The 24,774-nt window shown below is 68.0% G+C and carries 21 protein-coding genes; 14 read left to right on the top strand and 7 right to left on the bottom strand.

The annotated features are described in order from the left end of the window. Positions 1–340 precede the first annotated feature (340 nt). The 11 genes from J2848_RS13930 to J2848_RS13880 all read left to right on the top strand — a co-directional run bounded on the left by J2848_RS13930 (position 341) and on the right by J2848_RS13880 (position 11,071). Positions 341–844, top strand: coding sequence for a YcjF family protein (locus J2848_RS13930; RefSeq protein ID WP_149231571.1), 504 nt, complete (start codon positions 341–343; stop codon positions 842–844). A gap of 34 nt (positions 845–878) precedes the next feature. Further along, the gene (locus J2848_RS13925) at positions 879–1,049 is read left to right on the top strand and encodes a hypothetical protein (RefSeq protein WP_170307039.1); all 171 of its coding nucleotides are present in this window, start codon (positions 879–881) and stop codon (positions 1,047–1,049) included. 8 nt (positions 1,050–1,057) lie between these two features. Next, positions 1,058–1,816, top strand: a complete 759-nt coding sequence (locus J2848_RS13920) for a substrate-binding periplasmic protein (protein ID WP_149231570.1) — start codon at positions 1,058–1,060, stop codon at positions 1,814–1,816. 7 nt (positions 1,817–1,823) lie between these two features. After that, positions 1,824–3,521: an ATP-binding cassette domain-containing protein gene (locus tag J2848_RS13915; RefSeq protein ID WP_149231569.1), complete on the top strand. Its 1,698-nt coding sequence runs from the start codon at positions 1,824–1,826 to the stop codon at positions 3,519–3,521. Position 3,522: 1 nt separating this feature from the next. After that, positions 3,523–4,836 (top strand): prohibitin family protein, encoded by a 1,314-nt coding sequence (locus tag J2848_RS13910; protein WP_149231568.1) that lies wholly within the window; start codon positions 3,523–3,525, stop codon positions 4,834–4,836. Between the two features lie 7 nt (positions 4,837–4,843). Next, positions 4,844–6,517 (top strand): ATP-binding cassette domain-containing protein, encoded by a 1,674-nt coding sequence (locus tag J2848_RS13905; protein WP_149231567.1) that lies wholly within the window; start codon positions 4,844–4,846, stop codon positions 6,515–6,517. 61 nt (positions 6,518–6,578) lie between these two features. After that, positions 6,579–7,742 (top strand): SDR family oxidoreductase, encoded by a 1,164-nt coding sequence (locus J2848_RS13900; protein WP_149231566.1) that lies wholly within the window; start codon positions 6,579–6,581, stop codon positions 7,740–7,742. A gap of 33 nt (positions 7,743–7,775) precedes the next feature. Next, complete coding sequence (locus J2848_RS13895) at positions 7,776–8,204, top strand: SET domain-containing protein (RefSeq protein WP_149231565.1); 429 nt, start codon at positions 7,776–7,778, stop codon at positions 8,202–8,204. Further along, positions 8,201–8,947: a hypothetical protein gene (locus J2848_RS13890; protein ID WP_211103129.1), complete on the top strand. Its 747-nt coding sequence runs from the start codon at positions 8,201–8,203 to the stop codon at positions 8,945–8,947. Before J2848_RS13895 ends, J2848_RS13890 begins: the two co-directional genes overlap by 4 nt. Positions 8,948–8,988: 41 nt before the next feature. Next, on the top strand, positions 8,989–10,173 hold the full coding sequence (locus J2848_RS13885; protein WP_246193875.1) for a porin: 1,185 nt from the start codon (positions 8,989–8,991) through the stop codon (positions 10,171–10,173). 289 nt (positions 10,174–10,462) lie between these two features. Further along, complete coding sequence (locus tag J2848_RS13880; RefSeq protein ID WP_149231564.1) at positions 10,463–11,071, top strand: MarR family winged helix-turn-helix transcriptional regulator; 609 nt, start codon at positions 10,463–10,465, stop codon at positions 11,069–11,071. 10 nt (positions 11,072–11,081) lie between these two features. Here the strand turns inward: J2848_RS13880 and J2848_RS13875 are convergent, their stop codons facing one another. The 7 genes from J2848_RS13875 to J2848_RS13845 form a co-directional block, all read right to left on the bottom strand. Beyond that, complete coding sequence (locus tag J2848_RS13875; protein ID WP_149231563.1) at positions 11,082–12,446, bottom strand: MFS transporter; 1,365 nt, start codon at positions 12,444–12,446, stop codon at positions 11,082–11,084. A gap of 87 nt (positions 12,447–12,533) precedes the next feature. After that, entirely contained in the window at positions 12,534–14,144 is a 1,611-nt protein-coding gene (locus tag J2848_RS13870; protein ID WP_246193874.1) for an AMP-binding protein, read from the bottom strand. A gap of 103 nt (positions 14,145–14,247) precedes the next feature. Then, the gene (locus J2848_RS13865; protein ID WP_246193873.1) at positions 14,248–15,126 is read right to left on the bottom strand and encodes a p-hydroxycinnamoyl CoA hydratase/lyase; all 879 of its coding nucleotides are present in this window, start codon (positions 15,124–15,126) and stop codon (positions 14,248–14,250) included. 73 nt (positions 15,127–15,199) lie between these two features. Beyond that, positions 15,200–16,669, bottom strand: a complete 1,470-nt coding sequence (locus tag J2848_RS13860) for an aldehyde dehydrogenase (RefSeq protein WP_149231561.1) — start codon at positions 16,667–16,669, stop codon at positions 15,200–15,202. Positions 16,670–16,785: 116 nt separating this feature from the next. Further along, positions 16,786–18,222, bottom strand: coding sequence for a methyl-accepting chemotaxis protein (locus J2848_RS13855; protein WP_149231560.1), 1,437 nt, complete (start codon positions 18,220–18,222; stop codon positions 16,786–16,788). Positions 18,223–18,396: 174 nt separating this feature from the next. Further along, on the bottom strand, positions 18,397–19,416 hold the full coding sequence (locus J2848_RS13850) for a phosphotransferase enzyme family protein (protein WP_149231559.1): 1,020 nt from the start codon (positions 19,414–19,416) through the stop codon (positions 18,397–18,399). 8 nt (positions 19,417–19,424) lie between these two features. Then, a complete protein-coding gene (locus tag J2848_RS13845; protein ID WP_149231558.1) occupies positions 19,425–20,723 on the bottom strand; it encodes an aspartate aminotransferase family protein in 1,299 nt (432 codons plus the stop codon). Between the two features lie 288 nt (positions 20,724–21,011). On the opposite strand from J2848_RS13845, the gene J2848_RS13840 reads away from it, so the two are divergent. From J2848_RS13840 to J2848_RS13830, 3 genes are all read left to right on the top strand, one after another. Beyond that, on the top strand, positions 21,012–21,635 hold the full coding sequence (locus tag J2848_RS13840; RefSeq protein ID WP_170307038.1) for a TetR/AcrR family transcriptional regulator: 624 nt from the start codon (positions 21,012–21,014) through the stop codon (positions 21,633–21,635). A gap of 96 nt (positions 21,636–21,731) precedes the next feature. Then, complete coding sequence (gene qhpR / locus J2848_RS13835; protein ID WP_149231556.1) at positions 21,732–22,769, top strand: AraC-like transcriptional regulator QhpR; 1,038 nt, start codon at positions 21,732–21,734, stop codon at positions 22,767–22,769. A gap of 501 nt (positions 22,770–23,270) precedes the next feature. Then, a complete protein-coding gene (locus J2848_RS13830; protein WP_149231555.1) occupies positions 23,271–24,719 on the top strand; it encodes an APC family permease in 1,449 nt (482 codons plus the stop codon). Positions 24,720–24,774: the final 55 nt, after the last annotated feature.

The following is a 24,774-nucleotide window of genomic DNA, read 5'->3' as shown; positions in this document are numbered from 1 at the left end:
CGCAACAGGCCGATCCATATCACGGCAGAAAGCCTAATAACCCTGATAGTGACTTAACATGTTTTTAATCAATAAAAACGTATCAACGAAGTATCTTGAATAGCTTGGCGGGTTGATGCCTTCCGTCAAGCTTACGCTCTAATCATCATTAGGTAATTTCTTCGCTGCCGCGAGCAGCCAACGCCTTTCGTTTGTCAATCGCCGTGACTGCAATTGACGATCGGCTGCTGCTTTCCCCGGAAGGCTCGGCTCGGCGACGCGAACCACCCGGAAACGTGTGGTCAGCATCGAAGTTTCCACCACCGATCAACACTTCCCGACCCGAGAAAGGCTTCGGATCATGGTAGACCGTAAGAAGCGTGCCCAGGACCTGATCAAGTACCACAGCTACGCCTCGGGCGCCTTCGGGCTGATCCCGGTGCCGGGCGCCGACGTCGCCGCCGTCAGCGCAGCGCAGCTGAACCTCGTCCACAAGCTCGCCAAGCTCTATGAGGTCGAGTTCGCGCAGGAGCGGACCCGCGCCATCGTCGGCGCGCTGCTGGGTGGCGTCATGCCCGGCGCTCTCAGCTCCAGCGTGCTGGGTTCCGCCGTCAAGGCCGTTCCCTTCATCGGCACCGCACTCGGCATCGCGGTGATGCCGGCGCTGTCGCTGGCCGCCACCCAGGCGCTCGGCCGTGTCTTCGCCCAGCATTTCGAGACCGGCGGCACGCTGCTGGACTTCGACGTCGACACGATGCGCGAGTATTTCCGCAAGGAGTTCGAGGCCGCCAGGGGTGAAGCCGCCGCCGACGCTCCGGCCGCCGCACCGCAGATGGACGGGCAGCCGGTCCAGAAGGCCGGCTGAGGCCTGAACGCCGGGCAAGGAAGGAAGCATCGCCGTGTTCGAGCTGATCTATATCGGTCTCTGCCTGCTGGTCGGGTTCCTGGGGATCGGCCGCCGCGGCGGCTTCCTGCTTTACGCCTTCCTGGCGGTGGTGCTGACACCGCCCGGCGCCCTTCTCGTCATGATCCTGCTGACCACCCGCCGCAAGAAAGCGGCCAAGGCGTGACGGCAGCCATGACCCTGCTCCCCCCCGCCGCGCTTCGGCAACTGCTAGCCATGCTGCTGGCCCCGCTGGCGCTGCTTGTCCTGTGTGGTCCGGCTCGCGCCGAATACTGGACCGTGGCGTCGGAAGACCATTTCCCACCCTACAACTATTCCTTCAACGGCACCCGCACCGGCATCGACACCGAGGTCGTCAACGCGCTGCTGAAGGAACTGAACGTCACCCCGGTCCATCGCCCGCTGTCCTGGTCGGAGGTGGTGCAGTCGATGGACGAGAACACCGCCGACATCGGCTTCCAGTTCATCGCGTCGCCGGCCCGCTTCGCCCAGTACAACATGATCGGCCCGTTCCGCACCGGCACCACCGTGTTCATGGTGCGCAAGGACTCCCCCATCACCTTCGACCGGCTGGAGGATCTGACCCCCTACCGGATCGGCGTGGTCGACGGCTTCTCCTACGCGGCCGATTTCGACGCGGCAACCTATCTCGACAAGGTCGCGTCCAGCAGCAACGTGGTCAATTTCCGCCGCCTGATCCTGGGGCGGGTGGACGTCATCATCGGCGACCTGCATGTGCTGAACCACATGGCCAAGCAGGACGGCCGCCTGAAGGACGTGCGCGTGCTGCCCAAGCCGGTCGGGCTGATCCCCCGCTACATCGCCCTGCCCAAGGCGCGCAAGGAGAAGGCGGAGCGTCTGCAAGCCGCCTTCGTCAAGCTGCGCGACAACGGAACCATCGCCCGCATCGTCGACGGCTGGCTGGCGGAGTAAGCGGACGATGGCCAAGCGCATTCCCCCTCCGAGCAAGCCGCCGTCCTCGCTGCTGCCGCTGATCGGCCTCGCCGACCGCAGCATCCTGACCCGGCTGGTCCTGACCGGCTGCGTCGCCGCCACCGCCAACCTGATCAGTCTGATCAGTCTCAGCGCGGAGCTGAACGGCTGGATGCGCGGCGAGGTGCTGGACACGCCCTTCCTGGTCTTCTGCCTGTCGCTGCTGGTCTCCTATGCCTTCAGCAAGCGCTTCGTCGCCCTGACGCTGACCACAGCCTTCAGCGCGCTGGCCGGGGTGCGGCGGCGCTTCCTGCGCCACGTCACGCTGGGCGGCCACGCCGACATCCTGGATTTGCAGGCCAAGCGGTCCTTCGATCTCGGCAACCATCATCTGGAGCGCATCGCGGCACTGCTGCCCAACCTGTCGATCGCCGCCAACATGATGCTGGTGGCGTCGGTCGCCTATCTCTACCTGTGGACGCTATCCACCGTGGGTGCCACGCTGCTGCTGGTGGCAGCCCTGCTGGTCGGCGGCTGGTACGTGCGCGAGGCGCAGCGGACCCGCGCCCTGCTGGGCGATGCCAAGGTGTCCGAACTGCGGATGCTCCAGGGCTTTTCCGAGCTGGTCGGCGGCAATGCCGAGGTCAAGCTGGGCAAGGCCCGGCGCGACGAACTGAGTCAGGCGGTGGAGGCGGACGTCGCCCGCTGGGAAGAGCTGAAGCGCCGCCACGGCCGCAATTTGGGCGAACTGTTCTCCTGGATCGCGACGATCATCATCGGCTTCTCGGCGGTCTTCGTCTTCATCTTCCCGCGCATGGGCGCGATGTCGGTGGCCGAGCTGCCGCTGGTCACCTCGGTCATCCTGTTCCTGGCCCGTCCGCTGTCGAAGTTCCTCAACGCCGTGCCCGACTATGTGGCGGCGGAGGATGCGGCGGCGCAGCTGACGGCCCTGCTCGCCACCATGCCGGCGCTGGAATACGAGCCGTCGCGCACCGCCCGCGCGCCGCGCCGCTTCTCCAGCATCGAGCTGCGCGGCGTCAGCTTCGCCTACCGCGCCGGGCTGCGGCCGGAACCCTTCGTGATCGGCCCGGTCGACCTGACCATCCCGGCCGGCAGCGTCGTCGGCATCGTCGGTTCCAACGGCTCGGGCAAGTCCACCCTGCTGCGCGTCATCCCCCTGCTGTTCCGTCCCGACGAGGGGCAGGTGCTGCTCGACGGGCAGCCGGTGGAGACCGACCGGCTGGAGGCCTACCGCGACCTGTTCTGCGCCGTGTTCCAGGACCACCACCTGTTCACCCGGCTGCCGCAGGGTCCCGGCTTCGATGCCGAGCTGTTCCGCGAGATGCTGGCCTATCTGAAGATCGACCATCTGGTTCCGGACACCGGCGACGGGCTGCTGAACCGCGACCTGTCGAAGGGACAGCGCCGGCGCGTCGCCCTGGCGGTCGCGGTGGCGGAAGGCCGGCCGGTCATCATCCTCGACGAATGGACCTCCGACCAGGATGCCGAGTTCCGCACCCGCTTCGCCAACGAGATCATCGGCAAGCTGCGGTCGCTCGGCCGCACCGTGATCTTCGTCTCGCATGACGGCGACATGTCGTCGGTCTGCGACGTCACCATTCGGATGATCAACGGGCGCATGGACATGCCGGCCGACACGGCCGCGTCCCGACCCGCCATGGATTGCTTGCAGGAGACCGCGTGACATGGCTGACCAGGCCTTCACCATCGACGACGCCGATGCGCTGCCGAAGCCGAAGTCGCGCCTGCGCGCGCTGCTGGCCCACTGGTACGACGAACACCGCCGGTCCCTGCTGTGCACGCTGCTGGTCGGGATCCTGATCTTCCTCTATTTCGCCCCGTCCATCGTCGTCTTCATCCCCGCCGGCCATGGCGGCGTGCTGTGGAAGCGCTTCCACGAGGGCACCCAGATGGCGCCGGCCCTGCCCGAAGGCGTCCATGTCATCTTCCCCTGGGACAAGATCGAGATCTACGACCTGCGTTTGCAGGAGGACACGCGGTCCTATTCGGCCATCGCCAACGACGGCCTGAACGTCAGCATCGAGATCACGGTGCGCTACCGTCCCTATGCGGAGATGCTGGCCGCCCTGCACAAGAATGTCGGCCCGCGTTACCTGGAAGTGCTGCTGGTGCCGGAGGTCGGATCCGTCTCGCGCGAGATCGTGTCGCGCTTCAAGGCGGACGAACTCTACGCCCATCGCCGCCTGCGCGTTCAGACCGAGACCTACGAGCAGGTCGCCGACCGCGTGATGTACGCCCAGCTGATCGGTGCGGAAAACGTGCCGAAGCCGGACGGGCGGACCAAGACCGGCTACCTGCTGATCCAGGACATCCTGATCCGCAACGTCTCCCTGCCGGAAGCGATCATGGCGTCGATCGAACGCAAGATTCAGCAGGATCAGGCGGCGCAGGAATACCAGTTCCGCCTCCAGCGCGAACTGTTCGAAAGCCAGCGCAAGCAGCTGGAAGGCCAGGGCATCCGTGCCTTCCAGGAAACGGTGCAGGCCAACCTGACCGAGAACTACCTGCGCTGGCGCGGCATCGAGGCGACGCTGGAGCTGGCCCATTCGCCCAACGCCAAGATCGTCGTGATCGGCAACGCCGCCAGCGGCGGGCTTCCGCTGATCCTCGACGCCGCCTCCGGCCAGAACAGCCTGCCCGCACCGGGCACCCCAACAGCGACGCCGGGCGCACCGCCGGCCGGCCCGACCGCCAAGCTGACCTCGGTGCCCACCAGCACCGCCGTGCCGCCGGTCTCGCAACTGCCGTCCCTGAGCGGCGAGGGATCACCGGGGCAGACGCCCATCGGCCAGATGCCGAGCCTGAACACGGGTGGCGAATCCGCTCCCGCCACGGGACATCCGACGGCGCCCGCCCCTGCTGCCAAGCCCGAACCGGCGAAGGACGGAGCCAAGGACGGCTCCAAGACCGCGGCCTCGGCGCCGATCCTGTCGAAGGTGTCGCCGTCCAAGCTGCTCGACATGATCCAGTCGAAGTGAGGCCACGATGGATCTCTGGCGCATCCTGAGACGCGAGGCGTTGCGCAACATCCAGCCGCTGATGCTGCTGGCGGTGCTGGCGGCGGCGCTCAACCTCGCCCTGCTGACCTCGCTGAACGACGCGCTGCTCGCGCTGGACGACCCGGAAGGCTTGCAGCGGCTGCTGATCGTCTTCCTGCTGTCGGCCTTCCTCTGGCGGATCGCCCAGGGCTGGATGATGAACGCGGCGTCCAAGCGCATGCAGACCGCCCTTGCCGTGCTGCGCGTCGACCTGCTGCGCCGGGCCGTGGCCGCCGACCTGCCGGACGCGATGGCGGTCGGTTCCTCCCGCCTCGCCCAGGTGGCGGGACCGGAACTGCAACTGCTGGCGCAGGCGGTGCCGACGCTGGTCATCAGCTTCCAGTCGGTCGCCGCCATCCTGCTGTGCCTGCTGTATCTCGCCACCTTGTCGGGGGCAGCGGTGCTGATCGTGCTCTGCTTCCTGGTGACCGGCGGCATCCTGATCGGCCGTTCGGTCGTCCGGCTGGAACTGATGTCGGAGACGATCCACGAGGCCGAGAGCGCCCTGTCGGAACGGTCGGAGCACATCCTCCAGACCCTGCGGGAATGCAAGCTGAACCGCCGCCGCGCCGCCAACGCACTGGCCGACGCAACATCCTGCGCCGAAACCCTGCGCAAGGAACGCCACCGCTTCGGGGCGGAGTACAGCCACTACTTCACCATCAGCGAGCTGACCTATTACGCCGCACTGGCCGGAATCATCTTCCTGCTGCCGGCGGTCACAAACACCGACATCGCCACCGTCATCCTGGCCGGCCATGCCGCCGCCTTCATCGCCTATCCGGTCATCACCATCGTCGCCTCCTACCCCTCCTACATCAGCGCCGAGACCGCCGCCCGCTCCTATCTGGCGGTGGAAGCCGAGCTGAAGGCGGCGCCACAGGCAGCGGCCCAGGGTCGCAGCGGCGGAACGGACGACACCTTCTCCACCATCGCGCTGGAGGGTGCCAGCTTCCGCCATGCCGGCCGCGACGGGACGGGGTCCTTCACCGTCGGTCCGGTGGACATGTCGATCGAACGCGGCAGCGTCGTCTTCATCACCGGCCACAACGGGGCCGGCAAGAGCACGCTGATCCACATGCTGCTGGGCCTCTATCCGATCCAGCGCGGCAGCCTGTCGGTCGATGGCGTGCCAGTGGGGCCGGACGGCCTTGCCGCCCACCGCGACCGCTTCGCCGTGGTCTTCTCGGACAATCATGTGACCCGCCAGCTTTATGGCGCCACGACGCTCGACGACGGTTATGCTGAGGAGCTTCTCGACCTGCTGGAGATGTCGGACAAGGTTGCGGTCGATGGCCGCGCCTTCACCACCGTCGACCTGTCGCAGGGCCAAAAGAAGCGGCTCGCCCTGATCGCCGCCCTGCTGGAACGCAAGCCGGTGCTGGTGCTGGACGAATGGGCGGCCGACCAGTCGCCCTATTTCCGGCGCAAGTTCTACCGCGAGATCCTTCCCTGGCTGAAGGCGCGTGGCATCACCGTGATCGCGGTGACCCATGACGACGCCTATTTCGATGCGGCCGACGTGCAGCTTCAGGTCGACCGCGGCGGCATCCGCCAGCTCCTCACCACGGTTCCCCCGGGCGGCATTCCTGCCCCCGACCTCCTCCCCGCCTCCTCCTGAAGCGGGTTCCCTTCCTTCTCCCCCTGCCCCCATCCCTTCAGACGCGAGACAGAGGCACACCATGATCCTTCTCACCGGCGGCACCGGCTTCCTCGGCGGCTCCTTCTACCTCGACGCCGTGCGGAACGGGTCCGCGGCGGACTGCCTCCTGCTGATCCGCGGCGCCGACGAGGCCGCCTGCCGCGCCCGTCTCGCCGCAAACCTCGCGCGCTGCGTCGACCGCGCCACGGCCGAGGCCTATGCCGGTCTGTGCCAGATCCTGCCCGGCGACCTGCAATCGCTGGCGACCAGCACCGATCCGCGGCTGGACGCGGTGACCCACATCGTCCATGTCGCCGCCGACACCTCCTTCGACAGCCGCCATTCGGTCTGGCAGATCAACGTCGACGGTACGCTGGCACTCGCCGCCCGCGCCCGCCGGATGAAGCATCTCCAGCGCTTCCTGCACATCGGCACCGCCTTCTGCTGCGGCGAGACGCCGTGGCTGGAAATGGTGAGCGAGGCCCCGGCCCCCGGCCACGACACCCCGCACATCGTCGAATACACCCGCAGCAAGGCCGCGGCCGAGCGTGCCCTGGCGGCCGGCTTCCCCGACCTGCCGATCGTCGTCTGCCGCCCGTCGATCGTCGTCGGCCACACCCAGCTGGGGGTGCGTCCCAGCGCCAGCATCTTCTGGTTCTTCCGTCTGGTCGACCGCACCGGCGTGCTGCCCTGCTCGCCCGACGGCTTCATCGACATCGTGCCGGTCGACTGGGCGTCGGCCCGCCTGCACGACCTGCTGCGCAAGCCGGACCTGAAGCACAACATCTACCACATCTCCGCCGGCCTCGGCAGCCGCACCACCTGGGTCGATTTCCAGGAAGCCTTCGCCAGCCACGGCCATGAGGGCACCCGCCCCTACAGCTTCTTCGACCCGAAGGGACCGGAAGGCTGGAAGCCGTTCGACCGCGCCTATCGTCTCGCCTTCCCGCAACGCGACATCCTGCACCGGACGATGGCCGCCGGCGGGCGCAAGTACCACCGCTTCACCGCCCAGGACATCGCCTTCGACAACAGCCGCCTGCTGGGCGAAGGCTTCGCCCCGCCGCCGCGCTTCGCCGACTATATCGGCGTCTGCCTGCAGCAGCCGCGCACGACCATCGAGGAGCAGTTCGTCGACGACGCCGCCAGCTTCGAGTTCGACGAATCGCTGACGACCGCCGCCACCGACGTCGCAGCCGCCTGACGCATCACTGGGTCGCCGGGAACAAGAAACGCCATGCCGCTCCTCATCCCCACCCGCCTCGCAGCCAGCCCGATCCACGGGCTGGGACTCTTCGCCGAGGAGCCGGTCGCGGCCGGTACGCCGGTGTGGCGGTTCGATGCCCGCATCGACCGCCTCTTCGCCGCCGACGACACCCTGCTGGACGAGTTCCCCCAGGTCGCCCGGCTGGCCGATTTCCATGGCTGCGTGATCGACGGGGTCGGCGTCCTCCTGCCGGGGGACGACGCCCGCTTCCTCAACCATGACGACGAGCCGTCGATCGGACGGTCCGATCCCGGCGACTGGCGGATGTTCGTCGCCCGCCGCGCCATCGCCGCGGGGGAGGAGATCACCTGCAACTATGAGGACATCTGCGCCGATGTCCGCGATGCCGGTGCCGCCAGCTACCTGTCTGCCGGCCACCTGTCCGGAGGGCCGGCATGACGCCGCGCGCGTCCCATACCCCCCTGCGGACCAGCATCGTCGAACCCGCCGCCCTGACGGCGGAGCGGCGGGCGGTGATGTTCGCCCTGCTCAGCGTCTGGTTCGAAGGGTACGGCGAGGATTATTTCAACGAGGAACTGGGCGACCTCGACCACTGCGTCCTTCAGGAGGATCCGGAGACCGGCGAACTGGTCGGCTTCGCCACCGTCTATCGCCAGGAGACCGACATCGACGGCACGCCGGTCGGCGCCTTCCACACCGCCCACTGCATCCTGGAGCGCCGCTTCTGGGGATCGAACGGGCTGGTGCGGGCGATGGTCTCGGAGATGGTCGACCGGGCACGCGCCGACCGGTCGGGACGGCTGTGGTACTGGAGCTACAGCGCCGTCGGCTACCGCTCCTACCGCTACATGCCGATGCTGTTCATCCGCCATACGCCCAATGCCGACCAGACGCTCGACGGGCTGGACCGGGCGTTGCGCGACCATATCGGCCGCGAATGTTTCGCCCAGTATTACGACGCCGACAGCGGCACCGTGGACTGGAAATGGCAGGGCTACGGCCTGACGGAGGAAGCCCGCGCCATCAGCGAGGCCAAGCTCGACAGTCCGGCGGTCGCCCAGTTCCGCCGCCTCAACCCGCGCTGGGCCGACAGCGTCGAGATCCTCTGCCTCGCCCGCCTGACCAACGACAACCTCACCGCCTTCGGCCGCCGCTGGTTCCCTGCCACCCCGCCCGCCTGACGCCCCATCCCACGCCGCCCATTCCTGGAATGACCATCCCCATGCGCCCGATGCCCTCGCTCTCCCTCCTTCGCACCGCAGCCCTGGCCGGCACCGCCGCCGTCGCCCTTCACGCCGCACCGGCCCTTGCCGAGGCCGAATTCAGCCTGACCATCGGCGGCGACGCCTATTTCCAGGGCGCCTATATCAGCCAGAAGCAGGACAGCGGCCTGCGTTCGACCGAATTCTCCAACCGCCTGCGCCTGACCGTCACCCCGTCCGCCACCACCGACAACGGGCTGACCTACGGCGCCCGGCTGCGTCTGGTGTCCGGCAACGGCGACCCGTCGGTGTCGAGCCGGACGGTGGAGAATGACCGCGCCTATCTCTACGCCAACGGCGCCTTCGGCACGGTGCAGGCCGGCGTGGTCAATGGGCTGTCGGACGAATACGGCATCATCGGCCCCAACACCGAGGGCATCGCCGGCAGCCCGGACAGCAACGGCATCCTGTTCCTCCACGGCTCCTCCACCTACGCCGCCCTGCCGCTGGCGGCGACCAGCCTGCGCACGCTGGTGTCCTACGACACCGGGACCAAGTTCATCTATATCAGCCCCAGCTTCGGCGGCTTGCAGGCGGCGGTGTCCTACACCCCGCGCACCGGCGATTCCAACAGCTCGGTCAACCGCCGCAAGGTCGATGCCCTGGGCGACGCGCTCGGCTTCCGCGACGTGGTCGAAGCGGGTGCTGCGTTCCAGAACGCCTTCGGCGACGTGACGGTGGAGGCCAGCGCCTTCTACCAGACCGGCAAGGCGGTGCGGCAGAGCGACGGCATCGCCAGCCAGTCCTTCGAGGATCTGAACTCCATCCATGTCGGCGCCAATGTCGGCTACGGCCCGGCGAAAATCGGCGTCAGCTACGCGTACAGCGGCGACAGCGGCTATGCCAAGGGCATCGCGCAGTCGCGCGACCAGCAGAACCTGATCGTCGGTGCCCAGTATCTCAGCGGCCCGCTGCTGTTCGCCGCCAACTACATGCGCGCATTGGGCAACGACATGGCGACCATGACGACGCCGGCCAAGGCCGACATCTGGCAGGGCGGTGTCACCTGGACGGTGGCCCCCGGCCTGACCACCGGGCTGGAATATGACTATGTCCGCTCGACCCTGTCGGGCGGTGCGGCAGGCGGCGGCGACCTGACCGACCGGGCGCACATCCTGATGCTGGACACCCGTCTGGCGTTCTAAAGGCGGTCAGCCGCCCAATCGAGAAAGACGCACGGCAAAAAGCCCGCGCTCCGGTCCGGAGGCGGGCTTTTTGCCGCACCCGGCGTGTCAGTTCTGTCGCGCGGCGCCGATGCCGTATCATTTATAATTGATATCGATTATTACAATTTCTCCTGTGGTCCGTCATCGGCCCCGCTGCGTGGCATTCTCCGCAGGATGCGATTCTGCAAAGCCGGTCCGCCTGCTACTCTCCGCTCCACTCGCCGGGCCATGCGCCCATCGTCACACACTCGACACGGGTACAGATCCTATGGCCGAAGCCGTCCGGAAATCCTCTCGCAAGCGGGGCGAGGACAGCCAGCACCCCAAAACGGACCAATCCAAAACGGACGCAGCGACCGAGGACAAGGGCGCCGTCGATCTGGGGATCCTGGGCGAATCCGTGGGCTTTCTGCTGAAGCGGGCGCAGATGGCGGTGTTCGCCGATTTCATCGAGACCTTTGCCGCCGCCGATCTGCGGCCGGCGCAATTCTCGGTGCTGGTCATCATCGGCCGCAATCCCGGCCTGAAACAGTCGCAGGTCAGCGCGGCGCTGAACATCAAGCGCACCAACTTCGTGCCGCTGCTCGATTCGCTGGAGGAGCGTGGGCTGGTGGCGCGCAAGCTGGCGGCCGGCGACCGTCGCTCCCACGCCCTCCATCTGACCGCCAAGGGCTCCACCCTGCTGACCGAACTGCACCGGCTGTGGGCCGACCATGAACGGCGCATCTGCGAGCAGATCGGCACCGACGGGCGCGAACAACTGCTGAGCCTGCTCGGCCGGATGATCGCCGCCGGAAACGCATCGGCCTCGCCCGACGACGCGGACGAGGCCGATGCCGCCCCTGCCAAGGGACGGGGAAAGCGCAAGAGCGGGTGAGAGGGCGGCTTCAAGAACCCGGTGCCGTTGCCGCCTTGAGAGCTTTCGAGCTTTGCGGCACGCCGGCGGCCTGCTTCAGCCACAGCGCCGCCGCCGCCAGAAAGGCGGGCACGGCCAGTGCCGTGAGGATGCCGGAGAAGCTCAGCTGCCATCCGGCCAGCCCGGCGACCAGGAAGGAGCCGGCGATGCCGCCGAACCGGCCCAGCCCCATCATCCAGGCGATGCCGGTGGCGCGCGCCTGCGTCGGGTAATAGGCGGCGGCCAGTGCCCCAAGCGACGATTGCGCGGTGTTCATCAACGCCCCCGTCACCAGCACCGCGACCATCAGCATCCCGACCTGCCCGGCGATCTGCCCGATCACGATGAAGGCCAGTCCGGTCAGCGCGAAGAAGACGGCGACGATGCGGTTGCCGTCGAACCGGTCCATCAGCACGCCCGAGAACAGCGATCCGATGCCGCCCAGCGGGAACAGGGCGGCGACCAGCGCCGCGGTCGCCGGGGCCAGCCCGGCATCGCGGAACAGCACCGGCATCCAGTTGACCATGGCGTAGAAGATCGTCAGCCCCATGAAATAGGCGATCCACAGCATCAGCGTGCCGACGACGAAGCCGCGCGACAGCATCAGCCGGATGGCGCCACGGCGGTCGCCGGCCGCCGTCGCCGTTTCGGTCACCACGAAGCGGGTGGCGTCGGCCGCGGCGGCGGAGATCGGCGCCAGCAGCTTGCGGATCTGCTCCACCGGTCTGGCGCGGGCGACGGCGAAGCGTGCCGATTCCGGCAGCCACAGCAGCAGGAACAGCGCCAGCAGCAGCGGTGCCGCACCGCCGGCCAGCAGCACGCTGCGCCAGCCGAAGGCCGGGATGATCCAGGCGGCCAGAACGCCGCCCAGCGCCGCCCCCACGGGAAAGCCGCAGAAGACCAGATTGGTCGTGAAAGCCCGCGACCGCGCCGGGCAATATTCGCTGACCAGCGTCAGGGCGGTGGGCATGGCCGCCCCCAGGGCGATGCCGGTGACGAAGCGCCACGCGATCAGCGTGGCCAGATCGCCGGCGAAGGCGGAGGCCAGACAGGCCGCCCCCATGACAAGGACCGCGACGATCAGCACCGGACGCCGGCCGCCCCGGTCGCTCAGGGGACCGGCGGTGAGCGAGCCCAGCACCAGACCGAACAGGGCCGCACTCAGCACCGGGGCGAGGTCGGGGCGCTGCAACCCCCACTCCGTCAGCAGAGAGGGTGCGATGTAGGCAATGGCCGCCGTGTCGTAGCCGTCCAGCAGGACGGTGCACAGGCACAGAAGGACGATGCCGATCTGCCGGCGGGAGAACGGATGCGCGTTCAAAAAGCCTTGGACGTCGATGCTGCGTTCCGGGGGCATGGTGTCCTCTCCCTTCCATCGCGATCGTCGGTTTCGCTTCTGCCGCTGCCGGAAGTGTCTCCGGAACTGCTTCCAGCGGCCCGGAGGTCAGAGCGCCGTCTCGCTCCGGTACTGTTCGCGCAGCAGGTTCTTGCGCAGCTTGCCCGACGCGGTGCGCGGCAATTCATCGGCGATGACGATGCGCTTCGGTGTCTTGAAGCGGGCGAGACGGCTGCGGCAATGGTCGATCACCTCCTGCTCGGTCACCGGACAGCCGGCGCGCGGCACGACGAAGGCGCAGCCGACCTCGCCCCATTGCGGATCGGCGATCCCGATCACACAGGCTTCCGCCACCGTATCCAGTTCCAGCAGCACCGCCTCGACCTCGGCCGGATAGACGTTCTCGCCGCCGGAAATGAACATGTCCTTCTTGCGGTCGACGATATAGTAGAAGCCGTCGCCATCCCGGCGCGCCGTGTCGCCGGTGCGGAACCAGCCCTCCGCATCCGCGTCGGCGGGACGGTTCCAGTAGCCGGGCGAGACGTTCGGGCCACGCACCAGGATCTCGCCGACCTCGCCGTCGGCGACATCGTCGCCGGCATCGTCGACCAGCCGCAGCCGGACCGACGCCGGCGGCAGACCGGCGGATCCCGCCTTCGCCGCGATGCGCGGCAGGTCGCCCACCGGCATGCCCAGCACGGTGCCGCCCTCGCTGCTGCCATAACCGTCGGCCATCGGCACCCCGTCCTCGACGAAGCGCCGCACCAGCGCCGGCGGGTTGGGGGCCCCACCGGTGCCGAAGAAGACCAGCCGCGACAGCTTGGCCGGGTCGTAGCCCGGCTGCTGGCGCAGGGTCTGCGCCATCTGCGGAACGCACATGTAATGCGTCACCCCCAGCGCCGGATCGGACATCCGCTCCAGCGTCAGCACCGGGTCGAAGCCGGGCGACAGCAGCAGCGTGCCACCCTGGAGAAGCGTGGTGCGGCAGATCGTGACGATGCCGATCACATGGAACAGCGGCATGTCGCACAGGAAGACGCTGCGATGGTCGACCCGGTTCAGCAGGGCGAAGTTGGTCGCGGTGAAGAAGGCGGTCTGCTCGGTGTGGATGGCGCCCTTCGGCTGGCCGGAGGTGCCGGAGGTGTAGATGATGATCGACGGCGCCCCGGCATCGCGCGGCGGCAGCCCGGTGACCGGCTCCCCTCCCTCCTGAGCGCTGCGTACCGATTCAGCATCCACCAGACGCAGCCCCGGCACCGTTGCCCGCACGGTCTCGACGACGCCCTGCGCCGTGGCGGCGAACCCGTCGCCATGGATCAGCAGCGACGGCGTCGCGTCGGCGGCCAGCCCCGCCAGTTCCGGCACCGTCAGCCGCCAGTTCAGCGGCACGAACACGGCTCCGGCACGAACGCAGGCGAAGGCCATGGTCAGCTGGTCGATGCCGTTGCGGCCAAGCCAGGCGACCCGCCGGCCGCCGGCGCCCTGGCCCGGCTGCACATCCAGACACCGGATCAGCCACGCCGCACAACGGTCGATCCGCCGATGCAGCGCCTCGTAGGTCAGCCGCTCGCCGGTGGCGAGGTCGACGCAGGCCGGGGCACCCGGCTGAACCGCGGCCTGATAGGCCACGGGATCGGGCGCTTCCCAGCGCAGGCCGGCCCAGCGCAAGCCGGCAGCGCTCCCACCCTCCCCGGACTCTCCGGGTTCGGTCACAGACATTCCCACCCTCCCATTTCCGGCCGCGCCGGCCCTTTCCCGTTTGATCCGGCGTTCTGTCGCCGGCGCGGCCGATCATTGACCCGTCGGATTTCAGCCGCGGATTTCAGCCGCGCTTGTAGGCGCCGAGCCCCGGACGATAGGTCTTGTCGTCGATGAACTGCTTGATGCCCTGCTTGCGCCCCTCCGACTTGTCGAGGAAGTTCAGCGATTCCTGGCGGACCACCAGATAATCCTCCGCGGCGTCGAACGGCATTTCAACCACGCGCTTGAAGGCGTCCTTGGCCGCCTTCAGGGTGTGCGGGTTCTTTTCCAGCAGGTTGTCGGCAATGGCGCGGACCCTGGCGCGCAGCTCCGCCCGCGGGACGGAGAAGTTGACCAGCTTCATCTCCGCCGCCTTGCGGCCGTCGAAGGTCTCGCCGGTCAGAATGTAGTACATGGCCTCGCGCTGGCTCATCAGGTCGGCCACCACCTTGGTGACGTTGCCGCCGGGGATGATGCCCCAGTTGATCTCCGACAGGCCGAACTGCGCCTCGTCGGCGGCCACCGCCAGATCGCAGGCGAACAGCGGAGAGAAGGCGCCGCCGAAGCACCAGCCGTTGACCATGGCGATCGACGGCTTCTCGAACCAGCGCAGGCGGCGCCACCAGCCGTAGGAATCGCGCTGGGCGCGGCGGGTCGCCATGTGGCCCTTCGCCTCGGTCTCGCGGAAATATTCCTTCAGGTCCATGCCGGCGGAGAAGGAATCGCCGGCCCCGGTCAGCACCAGCACCTGACAGCGGTCATCCACCTCCAGTTCGTCCAGCACTTCGAGCATGCGGGCGTTCAGCGTCGGGTTCATCGCGTTGCGCTTGTCCGGCCGGTTCAGCGTGACCCAGGCGACGCCGTTGTCGAACTCGATGGAGACCACGTCGGCGGTGCTCTGCGGGGCGGTGCTCTGTGGGGCGGTGTCCGGAGTGGCGGTGGTCTGCGGCTGCGTCGTCATCTTTGGCTTCCTTTGGGATTCTTTGAAGTGCGTCGGGACGCCCCAAGGGCGTTAGTCGGGCGTCAGTCGGGCGTCAGATCGGGAAATGGCCGGGCTGGGTCTCGACGGTGATCCAGCGCAGTTCGGTGAAGGCGTCGATGCCGGCCTTGCCGCCGAACCGGCCATGGCCGCTCGCCTTGACGCCGCCGAAGGGCATCTGCGCCTCGTCATGCACGGTCGGGCCGTTGACATGGCAGATGCCGGAGCGGATGCGCCGGGCGACGCGCAGGCCGCGCGCCGTGTCGCGGGTGAAGACGGCGGCCGACAGGCCGTATTCGGTGTCGTTGGCGACGGCGACCGCCTGTTCTTCGCCCTCGACGCGGACGATGGTGACGACCGGGCCGAAGGATTCCTCGGCGTAGATCCGCATCTCCGGCGTGACATGGTCGAGGATCGCCGCCGGCAGCAGCGTGCCGTCGGGCGCACCGTTGCGGTGGAGCACCGCCCCCTTGGCCACGGCATCGTCGATCAGCGCCTGCACATGCCGGGCGGCGCCGAGGTCGACCACCGAGCCCAGCGGCGTGCGCCCGTCGCGCGGGTCGCCGGCGACCAGCGTGGCGGCCTTGGCGACGAACTTCGTCAGAAAGGCGTCGGCCACCTTGGCGTCCAGCACGATCCGCTCGGTCGACATGCAGATCTGGCCCTGGTTGAAGAAGGCGCCGAAGGCGGCGGCCTTCACCGCCTCGTCCAGGTCGGCGTCGTCCAGCACCAGCAGCGGCGCCTTACCGCCCAGCTCCAGCAGCACCGGTTTCAGTTGTGCCGCCGCCCGCTGGGCGATCAGCCGGCCGACGCGGGTCGATCCGGTGAAGTTGATGCGGGTGACGGCGGGATGATCGATCAGGGCGTTGACCACCTCGGCCGCATACTCCGGCGCGTTGGTGACGACATTGACCACCCCGTCCGGCAGGCCGGCCTCCTGAAAGGCTTGGCCGATCAGCGCATGGGTGCGCGGGCAAAGCTCCGACGCCTTCAGCACCACGGCATTGCCGCAGGCGATGGCGGTGGCGATGGCGCGCACGCCGAGGATCACCGGGGCGTTCCAGGGCGCGATGCCCAGGACGACGCCGACGGGCTGGCGCACTGCCATGGCGAGGCAGCCGGGCTTGTCGGACGGGATCACCTCTCCGGCGATCTGGGTGGTGAGCGCCGCCGCTTCACGGATCATCGAGGAGGCCAGCATCACGTTGAAGCGCGCCCACCCTTCCGTCGCCCCGGTCTCCGCCGCCATCGCCGTGACGAAATCGTCAGCGCGGGCGGCCAACGCATCGGCCGCCTTCAGCAGAAGCGCGCGGCGGGTGTTCGGCCCGGTTTCCGACCAGCCGGAGAAGGCAGCCAGTGCCGCCTCCGCCGCAGCACCGGCATCGGCCGCCGATGCGGCGGCGGCCACCGTCGCCACGCCGCCGGTGATCGGGTTGCGGCGCTCGAACCGGCGCCCGCCGGTCGCGGGAACCGCCCGTCCGCCGATCAGCAGGTCGGTCGGCGCGGCAACAGACATGTCTTCCATAGGGAGTCTCCAATCCGCTCCGCTGCCATCGGCAGCGGATGAACCTTCAGGCATATTGTTATGCTATATAACAGTTATGGGCGCGTCAACGCCTGAATCGCGCACCGGGCGCGATGTCACCCGGCGGCCGGCAGCAGCGCCATGCTGAAGGCGCCCCACTGGCGCCCACGCACCAGGATCGGCGCGTTCAGGATGGTGATGAGCACCCGTTTGCCGCCGCCCATGTCGCGGGGCATGGTGTGGATCGACGGACGCGGCGCGCTGGCCGCCTTCAACCCGGCACGGAAGCGGTACAGCCGGCGTCCGCGGCAATGCGCGGCGTTCCACACCGGGTCCGGTCCCTGCGGCTGATTGTATCTGCGGTTGTGGGTGGGCAGATAGCCGTTGCGGTCGGCGATGGTGGCGAAGGCGACGCGCGGATCGAGGTCCAGCAACGGCTCCTGCACCGCCGGCAGAACCCGGTCGGTGAAGGCGGTGAATCTGGTCAGGACCTGTTCGGGGTTGGTGCCGGGAACCGGCCGGTAGGTCTCGTCGAACAGATCGCCGAGAGCGATCTCGCCGGATTCTACCGCCTGCTCGAACAGGGTGGACACCCGGGCCGCCGCCTCCACCGTCGCGGCGAGGAAGGGACTGTCGTCGGTTGCGACCGGGCCGGTGCCGATATGGTCGATCAGCGTCTCGCTGAGTTCCAGCAGGTTTTCCAGCCGGCGGTTCGCCGCCGCCAGATGGCCGGAGGAGCCGCCGACGGCCTGTTCCAGCTCGTCCAGCTCCCGTTCGACCGCGGTGCAGTCCTTCAGATTGGCGCGCACCCCCTCGGCGATGGCATGGGTGGCGTCGTGGACGGTGGCGACCGTCCCCTCCATCCCCGCCACCACCCGCTCGATCAGCGCGGTGCCCTCGCGGGCCAGCGTGGCGCTGGCGGTCGCGGCGGCGCCGTCCTGGATCAGGCCCGACACCTGCGAGGTCAGGGCCTGCACCGTGTCGCCGATCTGCACGGTCGCCATCTGGGTCTGGCGGGCCAGTTCCTTCACCTCCGTCGCCACCACGGCGAAACCGCGCCCGGCCTCGCCCGCCCGCACCGCCTCGATGGTGGCGTTCAGCGCCAGCAGGTTGGTCTGCTTGGCGATGGCTTGGATCGCCCGCGACACCGACGCCACCTGCCCCAGCGAATTGCTGACGAGGGCCAGTTGCCGCTCCATGCGGGTGACGCCGTCGATCAGCTCGGCGATCTTGCGCACCGCGTCGGCGACCGCGCTGCGCGACCGGGCGATCTCGCCAGTTGCGGACTCGGCGGCGGCACTGGCCTGTTCGGCGGTGCGGTCGATGGCGGCATTGGTGGCGGTCATCGCCGCGGCGGCGGTTCGCAGGGTGCGGAACTGCGCGCCCTGCCGGTCCACCACCGCCGCCACCTCCTGCACATTGCCGGTGATGTCGGCCAGTTCCAGGCCGATGGCACCGACGCGGCGATAGACCTCGCGCACCACCGTCACGGCATCGTCGGCGGTTGCGGTGACGCCTGCCGCTGGAGACGGCAAGCCCGTGGCGGACTCCATAGGTTTCCCTCCCGATTTTTTGGATTTGTCCGGCAGCGATGCGGCACGCGGCCGGCGGTAAGGGGCCAGCGGCTTGCATCGTTTTGCTTTATGATTGTTATGAATTATAGCAAATATGCGCGGCCGTCAATTTCCTATCGATACGGGAGATGGTTGCCGACATGGAACCGGATCTCACCGCTCGGCGAGATAGGCCCCGGCCAGATCGACGGTGGTGCTGACGAAGTGCGGGGTCATGGCACGCGCGGTTTCCGTTTCGCTGCGGGTCTGGACCCAGCCGAGATAGGTCAGGCTGCGCAGCAGCAGGAACAGCCCCAGATGCCGCCACTGTTCGTTGGGAAGCGGCCGGACGGAACGGTATCCGGCGGCCAGCGCATCGCGGACGATCCCGAAGCTGGGGCGGCCGAAATGGAAATAGAGGGCGGTCGCCAGTTCGAACATGTGCCAGCCATAGCCGGCGTCGTCGAAATCGATCAGCATGACCCTGCCGTCGCCCCACAGCAGATTCTCCGGCACGAAATCGGCATGGATCAGCCCGAACCGGTCGGCCGACCGGCCGAACTCCAGCAGCTCGCGCTCCATCTGGGCACAGGCCCGGTCGATCAGTGCGCGGTGCGGCGCAAGCTCCGGCAGCGCGCGGAAATCGCCCCACAGCGGCCGGTCGCCCAGGATTCCCTCCGCCGTCCAGGCATGGCGGACGAAGCCGGCCGGACGCTGCCAGGACGCCGCATGGGCGTGCAGTTCCGCCGCAAGGCGGCCGACCTGCCGGTACAGCGCCGCCACCTCGTCCGGCGCCCCGGCGATCCCCGCCTCCACCGAGCCGACCGGCCGACCACCGAGCCAGCCGAGCATGTCCACCTGCAACGGCTCCGGCACCTCCGGGACGCGGACCTTGACCATCAGCGCCCCGTCGCGCGCCGGGATGACGCCCGGAACGGCGAGCCCGGCCTCGCGCAGTGCGGCCATCCATTGCAGTTCCGACAGCAGTGCGGCATCGCTGTGGTAGGCGAAGCGATGGATGCGCAGGGCGAAACGGGCGCCGCGGTCGTCGCGCACGCTGTAGACCGCGTTCTCGCGGTATTTGATCAGCTCCGGCTCCGCGAAGCGTCCGGGCCAGCGGGACAGGGCGCCGCGGGCCAGCTGGTGCATGCGGGCGATCTGCTCGGCAGGGGCGAGCGCGAAGAACTCCTTCATCGGTCGCCTCACAGGTCCGAAAGGGCGCTGTCGAGCGTCGACAGCAGCAGGTCGGCATCCGCGATGGAAAACGGCATCGGCGGCCGCATCTTCAGGATATTGTCCTGCGGCCCGATCCGGCTGATCAATACGCCGCGATCCCGCATGTCGTTGATCAGGCGCCTGGCCTCCCCCGCCGCCGGCCGCCCGTCGCGCATCAGTTCCAGCCCGAAGAACAGGCCACGCCCGCGCAGGCTGGCGATCAGGTCGTGACGCGACGCCAGCCGCTGCAACCCCGCCTGGATATGCGCACCGACACGGCGGGCATTGCCTTGCAAATCCTCGCCTTCGATGACGTCGAGCACGGCCGACCCGACCGCGGACGAGACCGGATTGCCGGCGAAGGTGTTGAAATACAGCGCCTTCGATCCGAAGGCGTCGACATGGTCCGGCCGTGTCACCAGCCCGGCCAGCGGGTGGCCGTTGCCCAGCGGCTTCCCCATCGTCACGATGTCCGGGACCAGATCATAGGCCTGATAGCCCCACATATGGTCGCCGGTGCGCCCCAGGCCGGGCTGCACCTCGTCGGCGATGAACAGGCCGCCGGCTTGGCGGACGATGGCGACCGCCTGTTCCAGCGCGCCCTTCGGCACGGCGGGCAGACCTTCGGTGGAGAACAGCGTGTCGAACAGCATCGCCGCCGGCCTGATGCCATCGGCCTGGAGCGAGCGGACCGCGTCCGCCACCTGCTCGGCGAACCGGGCGGCCAGCGCCGCCGGTTCGCCCTGCCAATGGGTCAGATCGGGAATCTCGACCGCCCGCACATGGGGCGCCAGCGCCTCGGGCGCCGGCAGTCCGGTAGTTGCCGCCGCAAGGCCGGCGGTGTTGCCGTGATAGCTGAAGCTGCTGACGATGATCCCCTGCCCGCCGGTCACGAACCGGGCGATGCGCAGCGCCAGCTCGTTCGCCTCGCTGCCGGTGCAGGTCAGCATCGCCATCGACAGTGGCGCGTCGAAGGTCGCGACGAGGCGCTCGGCATACTCCACCACCGCTTCGTGCAGATAGCGCGTGTGGATGTTCAGCTGCGAGGCCTGCCGGCACAGCGCCTCCACGACATGGGGGTGGCAGTGCCCGACATGCGGCACGTTGTTGTAGACGTCCAGATAGCGGCGGCCGTCGGTATCCTCGATCCACACCCCTTCGGCCCGGCGGACGTGAAGGGGTCTGTCGTAGAACAGCGGCGAATGCCGCCCCAGGACGTGCCGGCGGCGATCCAGCAGCGATGTGTCCGCAGGCAGTGGGGAAGCCGAACTGGGGGATGTGGGCATGGGAGTCTCTTTTTCCGGAGTCGCAGCGACGGGTTTGGGAAGAGCTTGCGGATAGGTGGGAATGGCCAACGGCATCCTGCCGGCTTGGCATCGCCAGCCCGTGGCGGATGGATAGACCGGTGCGTCAACGGTGATCCGGTCGGATCGGTAACCCATCGACGCCACGATACCCAGACAGCCCGCCCGGATCAAGAACGCGATATCCGATTTCTGAACTTTTTTTCCAGTTTTCGGCGGTGGCGTCGGATTTGGGTTTTTGCCGGCGGGGTGGCCCCCTATACTCCCGCCATGACGACCGACCGCCCGATCAGCCTGCGCGCGCGCAACCGCCTGAGAAACCGTCAGGAGTTGCTGAATGCCCTTCTCGACCTGTTTGCTGACGGCGGCCTGTCCGCCTGCTCGGTCGAGGCGGCGGCCCGGCAGGCCGGCGCCTCCAAGACGACAGCCTACAGCTATTTCCCCGGCGGGCTGGACGAGATGCTGCGCGACCTGTACCGCAGCATCGGGGAGCGGGTGCTGGAGCGCGGCCTCGAACTGCGGGCCGGTGCTGCGGATGCGGAAGGGCGGATCCTGGCCCTGGGGCGGGCTCTGCTGGACATCTGCGCCGAACCGCGGGTCGGGCGCTTCTACATGATGCTCAGCCCAGCACTCAGTCCCCTGCTGGAGCCGGTGATCGGCGAGACCTCCGGCCGCTTCACCGCGATGATCGCCGAGGATCTGGCCGGACTGGACTGGCCGCCGGACCTCGCCGGCGCCGGCGCGATCCTCCTCAACGGCTCCCTGCGCGAAGCGGCGACGGCGGTCGCCCGCGAACCGGCACAGCGCGCTCCGCTGCTGGCGGCCTTCACGATGATCCTGCGGGCCGCCCTGCCTACCGGTGCGGCGGCCGCCACCGCCAAGGGGGCAGGCTGATGTCCGCGACCTTGAAGGGCACAGCCGGATCGCGCAATCATCCGGATCGATCCCGATCGGGTCCGACATCCGCACTCGTCAGCGCCGAAGCCCACTATGCAGCCATCCGCGCCCTATGATCGCGAACCGAAGGCCTGGGCCGCCATCGTCCAGCCGCTGGTCGATGCGCTGAAGCGCCGGGGGCAGTCGCCCGACGCGCTGCTGGAACGCTTCGGCCTGTCGGAGTCCCTGCTTGCCGACCCTTACCGGGAAATACCGCTGCGCAGTTACGTCGCGGCCTTCGAAAGCGCCGCGACCCAGGTCGGCGATCCCAATCTGGGGCTGTTCGCCGCCCGCGACGTGACGCCCTTCACCCTCGGCCCGCTGGGGCTCCTGTTCATCAGTTCGCCGACCATCGGCGCGGCGCTGAAGGGCTTCACCGATTACATCGGCATGGTCCAGCAGGGGACGACCAGCAGCGTGGTGCGGGAGGGCGATGCCTGCGTCTTCCGCTACCGCATCGAGGATACCCGGATCGTCCGCCGCCGGCAGGACGCCGAACATTCGCTGGCCCTGGTCACCACGCTGATGCGCGCCATGGCCGGTCAGGGCTGGCGCCCGCTGGAGGTGCATTTCGAGCACAGCGCCCCGCCCAACCGCCAGCCGCACGAGGCGTTCTTCGGCGCGCCGCTCTATTTCGACCAGGGGGTCAACGCCCTGGTCTTCCCGGCCACCACCCTGTCGATCGCCGGCAACCTGATGGACCTTCGGGTCGGCTCCATCGTCGAGCACCACCTGCGCACCCTGCATGAACGCGCGATGCCGGTCCGCTCCATCGAGGACGAGGTGCGCCGCCTGATGGCCGACCATCTTCCCGACGGCAGCCGTTTCGACGTCGCCACCGCGGCACGGGCGGTCGGCGTATCGGCCCGCACGCTCCAGCGCGTGCTGCACAATTCCGGCGGCAGCTTCGCCGCGATCAAGCAGGACAAGCGTCGCAGCCTTGCCGAGACCTATCTGACCGACACCCGGCTGTCGGTCACGGAGATCGCCCACATCCTGGGCTATGCGGACGGCGCCTGTTTCACCCGCGCCTGCCGCCGCTGGTTCGGCTGCACGCCGTCGGCCTACCGCAAAGCCGCCCAAACCCGCTGACCGGCTTCCCTCTGTCAATTGGCGCAAACTATCAAAAGTTTGGCGCGCGCTATCAGGTATGCCAGCACGGCCAAGCAGATTATTGCTTGCATGACAAGCGTTCCGCCATGGCAGCTTTGTTTAAAAACGGGCAACCTGCATATTATTTAGTCGGCGAATGCCTCTGCTTAAACCTTTTGCAGAATGGCGTGTAATATCAAAAATATGGCGGCTTGGATCAAGTTGGCGCCCGGCGCCGATGTCATCCTTTCGTCAGATCGAGCCAGCGGACCTAACGGGTTCGGCGCCCCGGTCGGTTGCGGCCGGCTCTCCTGTACGAAAGGCCGCTGAAAGCCCGATCTTCACCAAGGATCTTCACCAAGAACCACTTCGCGGTGGCCTGATCTTACGGTTCGGTTCCGCAAGAACCCCCGGTCCTTCCATCCCGGACCGGGGGCTTTCCCCGCGGTTCCTCATTCGCCAATGCCGGCCCGACGAGGGCGGCCAGTCCGGAGAGGCCAAATGACGACACCGGTTCAGGGACATGCGTCCACAGAGTTGAGAAAAGGCGCCCTGGGCGTCGGCTTCATCGTATTCTTCGTCATCTCGGCCGCCGGCCCGCTGACCGCCGTGGCCGGCGGCATGCCCATCGGCTTTCTGCTGGGCAACGGCGCCGGCCTGCCGTCGCTTCTGCTGATCGTCATCGCCATCCTTCTGATCTTCTCCGCCGGCTACACCGCCATGGCCCGCCATGTCACCCATGCCGGCGGCTTCTATGCCTTCATCGCCCGCGGCTTCGGCGGCCAGCTGGGGGCGGCCGGTGCTGCGCTCGCCATTCTCGGCTACAACGCCATGCAGGTCGGGCTGTACGGGCTGCATGGTGTCGCCACCGCGGCCTTCGTCAAGGAGATGGCCGGCATCGACCTGCCCTGGTGGGTCTGGGCCTATTCGGCGATGGCCACGGTCGCCATCTTCGGCTACCGGCAGGTGGATCTGTCGGCCAAGCTTCTGGGACTGCTGGTGGCGGGCGAATATGTCGTCGTCCTCCTCCTCGACTTCCTTATCCTCAAAAACGGCGGTGCGGAAGGTCCCACCACGGTGTCCTTCACCCTGCCGGCCCTGATGGGCGGCGCACCCGCCATCGGCATCCTGTTCTGCTTCGCATCCTTCGTCGGCTTCGAAGCGACGACGATCTATGGTGAGGAAGCCAAGGATCCGGAGCGCACGATCCCACTTGCGACCTATCTGTCGGTGCTGCTGATCGGCAGTTTCTATGCCTTCTCCGCCTGGTGCATGGTGGTCGGCGCCGGGGCCGGGACGCTGGTCGACACCATCGCGGGCCTTTCCGACCCGACCCTGTTCATCTTCACCCTGACCGAACGCTATGCCGGCCCCTGGCTGTCCGCGGCCATGAGCGCGCTGCTGGTCAGCAGCGTCTATGCCGGGCTGCTGGCCTTCCACAATTCGGCCGCCCGCTATTTCTATTCCATCGGCCGGGAAGGGCTGCTGCCGGAAATCCTCGGCCAGACCCATGCGGTCCACAAGAGCCCGCATGCCGGGTCGGTGCTCCAGACCGGCATCGCCTTCTTCATCATGACCGCCTTCGTCATCGCCGGATCCGATCCGCTGCTCACCCTGTTCTCCTGGCTGACCAACCTCGCCACGCTCTGCGTCATTGCGTTGATGGCGCTGACCTCCTTCGCGGTGGTGCGGTTCTTCCGCAAGCGCGCCGACCTAGAACAGGGCTTCTTCAGCGCTCTGCTGCTGCCGGTGATCTCCGGGCTTCTGCTGTCGGTGGTCCTGGTGCTGGCGATCCTGCATTTCGACGTGCTGACCGGCAACTCCGGCCCGCTGTCCTGGGTCCTGCCGGCCCTTCTGCCGGCGGCAGGCATCGCCGGCATCCTGCGGGCCGCGGCGCTGCGCCGGCGCAACCCCGACCGCCATGCCCAGCTGGGCCTCGGCAAGGCCTGACCACAGATCCCTCACAACGAAAACGACAAGCTCCGCCCCGCATCGACGGGGCGGA

It is taken from the genome of Azospirillum lipoferum (genome assembly GCF_024170005.1).
In the GTDB taxonomy this organism is placed as follows: domain Bacteria; phylum Pseudomonadota; class Alphaproteobacteria; order Azospirillales; family Azospirillaceae; genus Azospirillum; species Azospirillum lipoferum.
The sequence above is the reverse complement of the archived record's forward strand: the minus strand, read 5'-3'. Positions and strand labels throughout refer to the sequence as shown.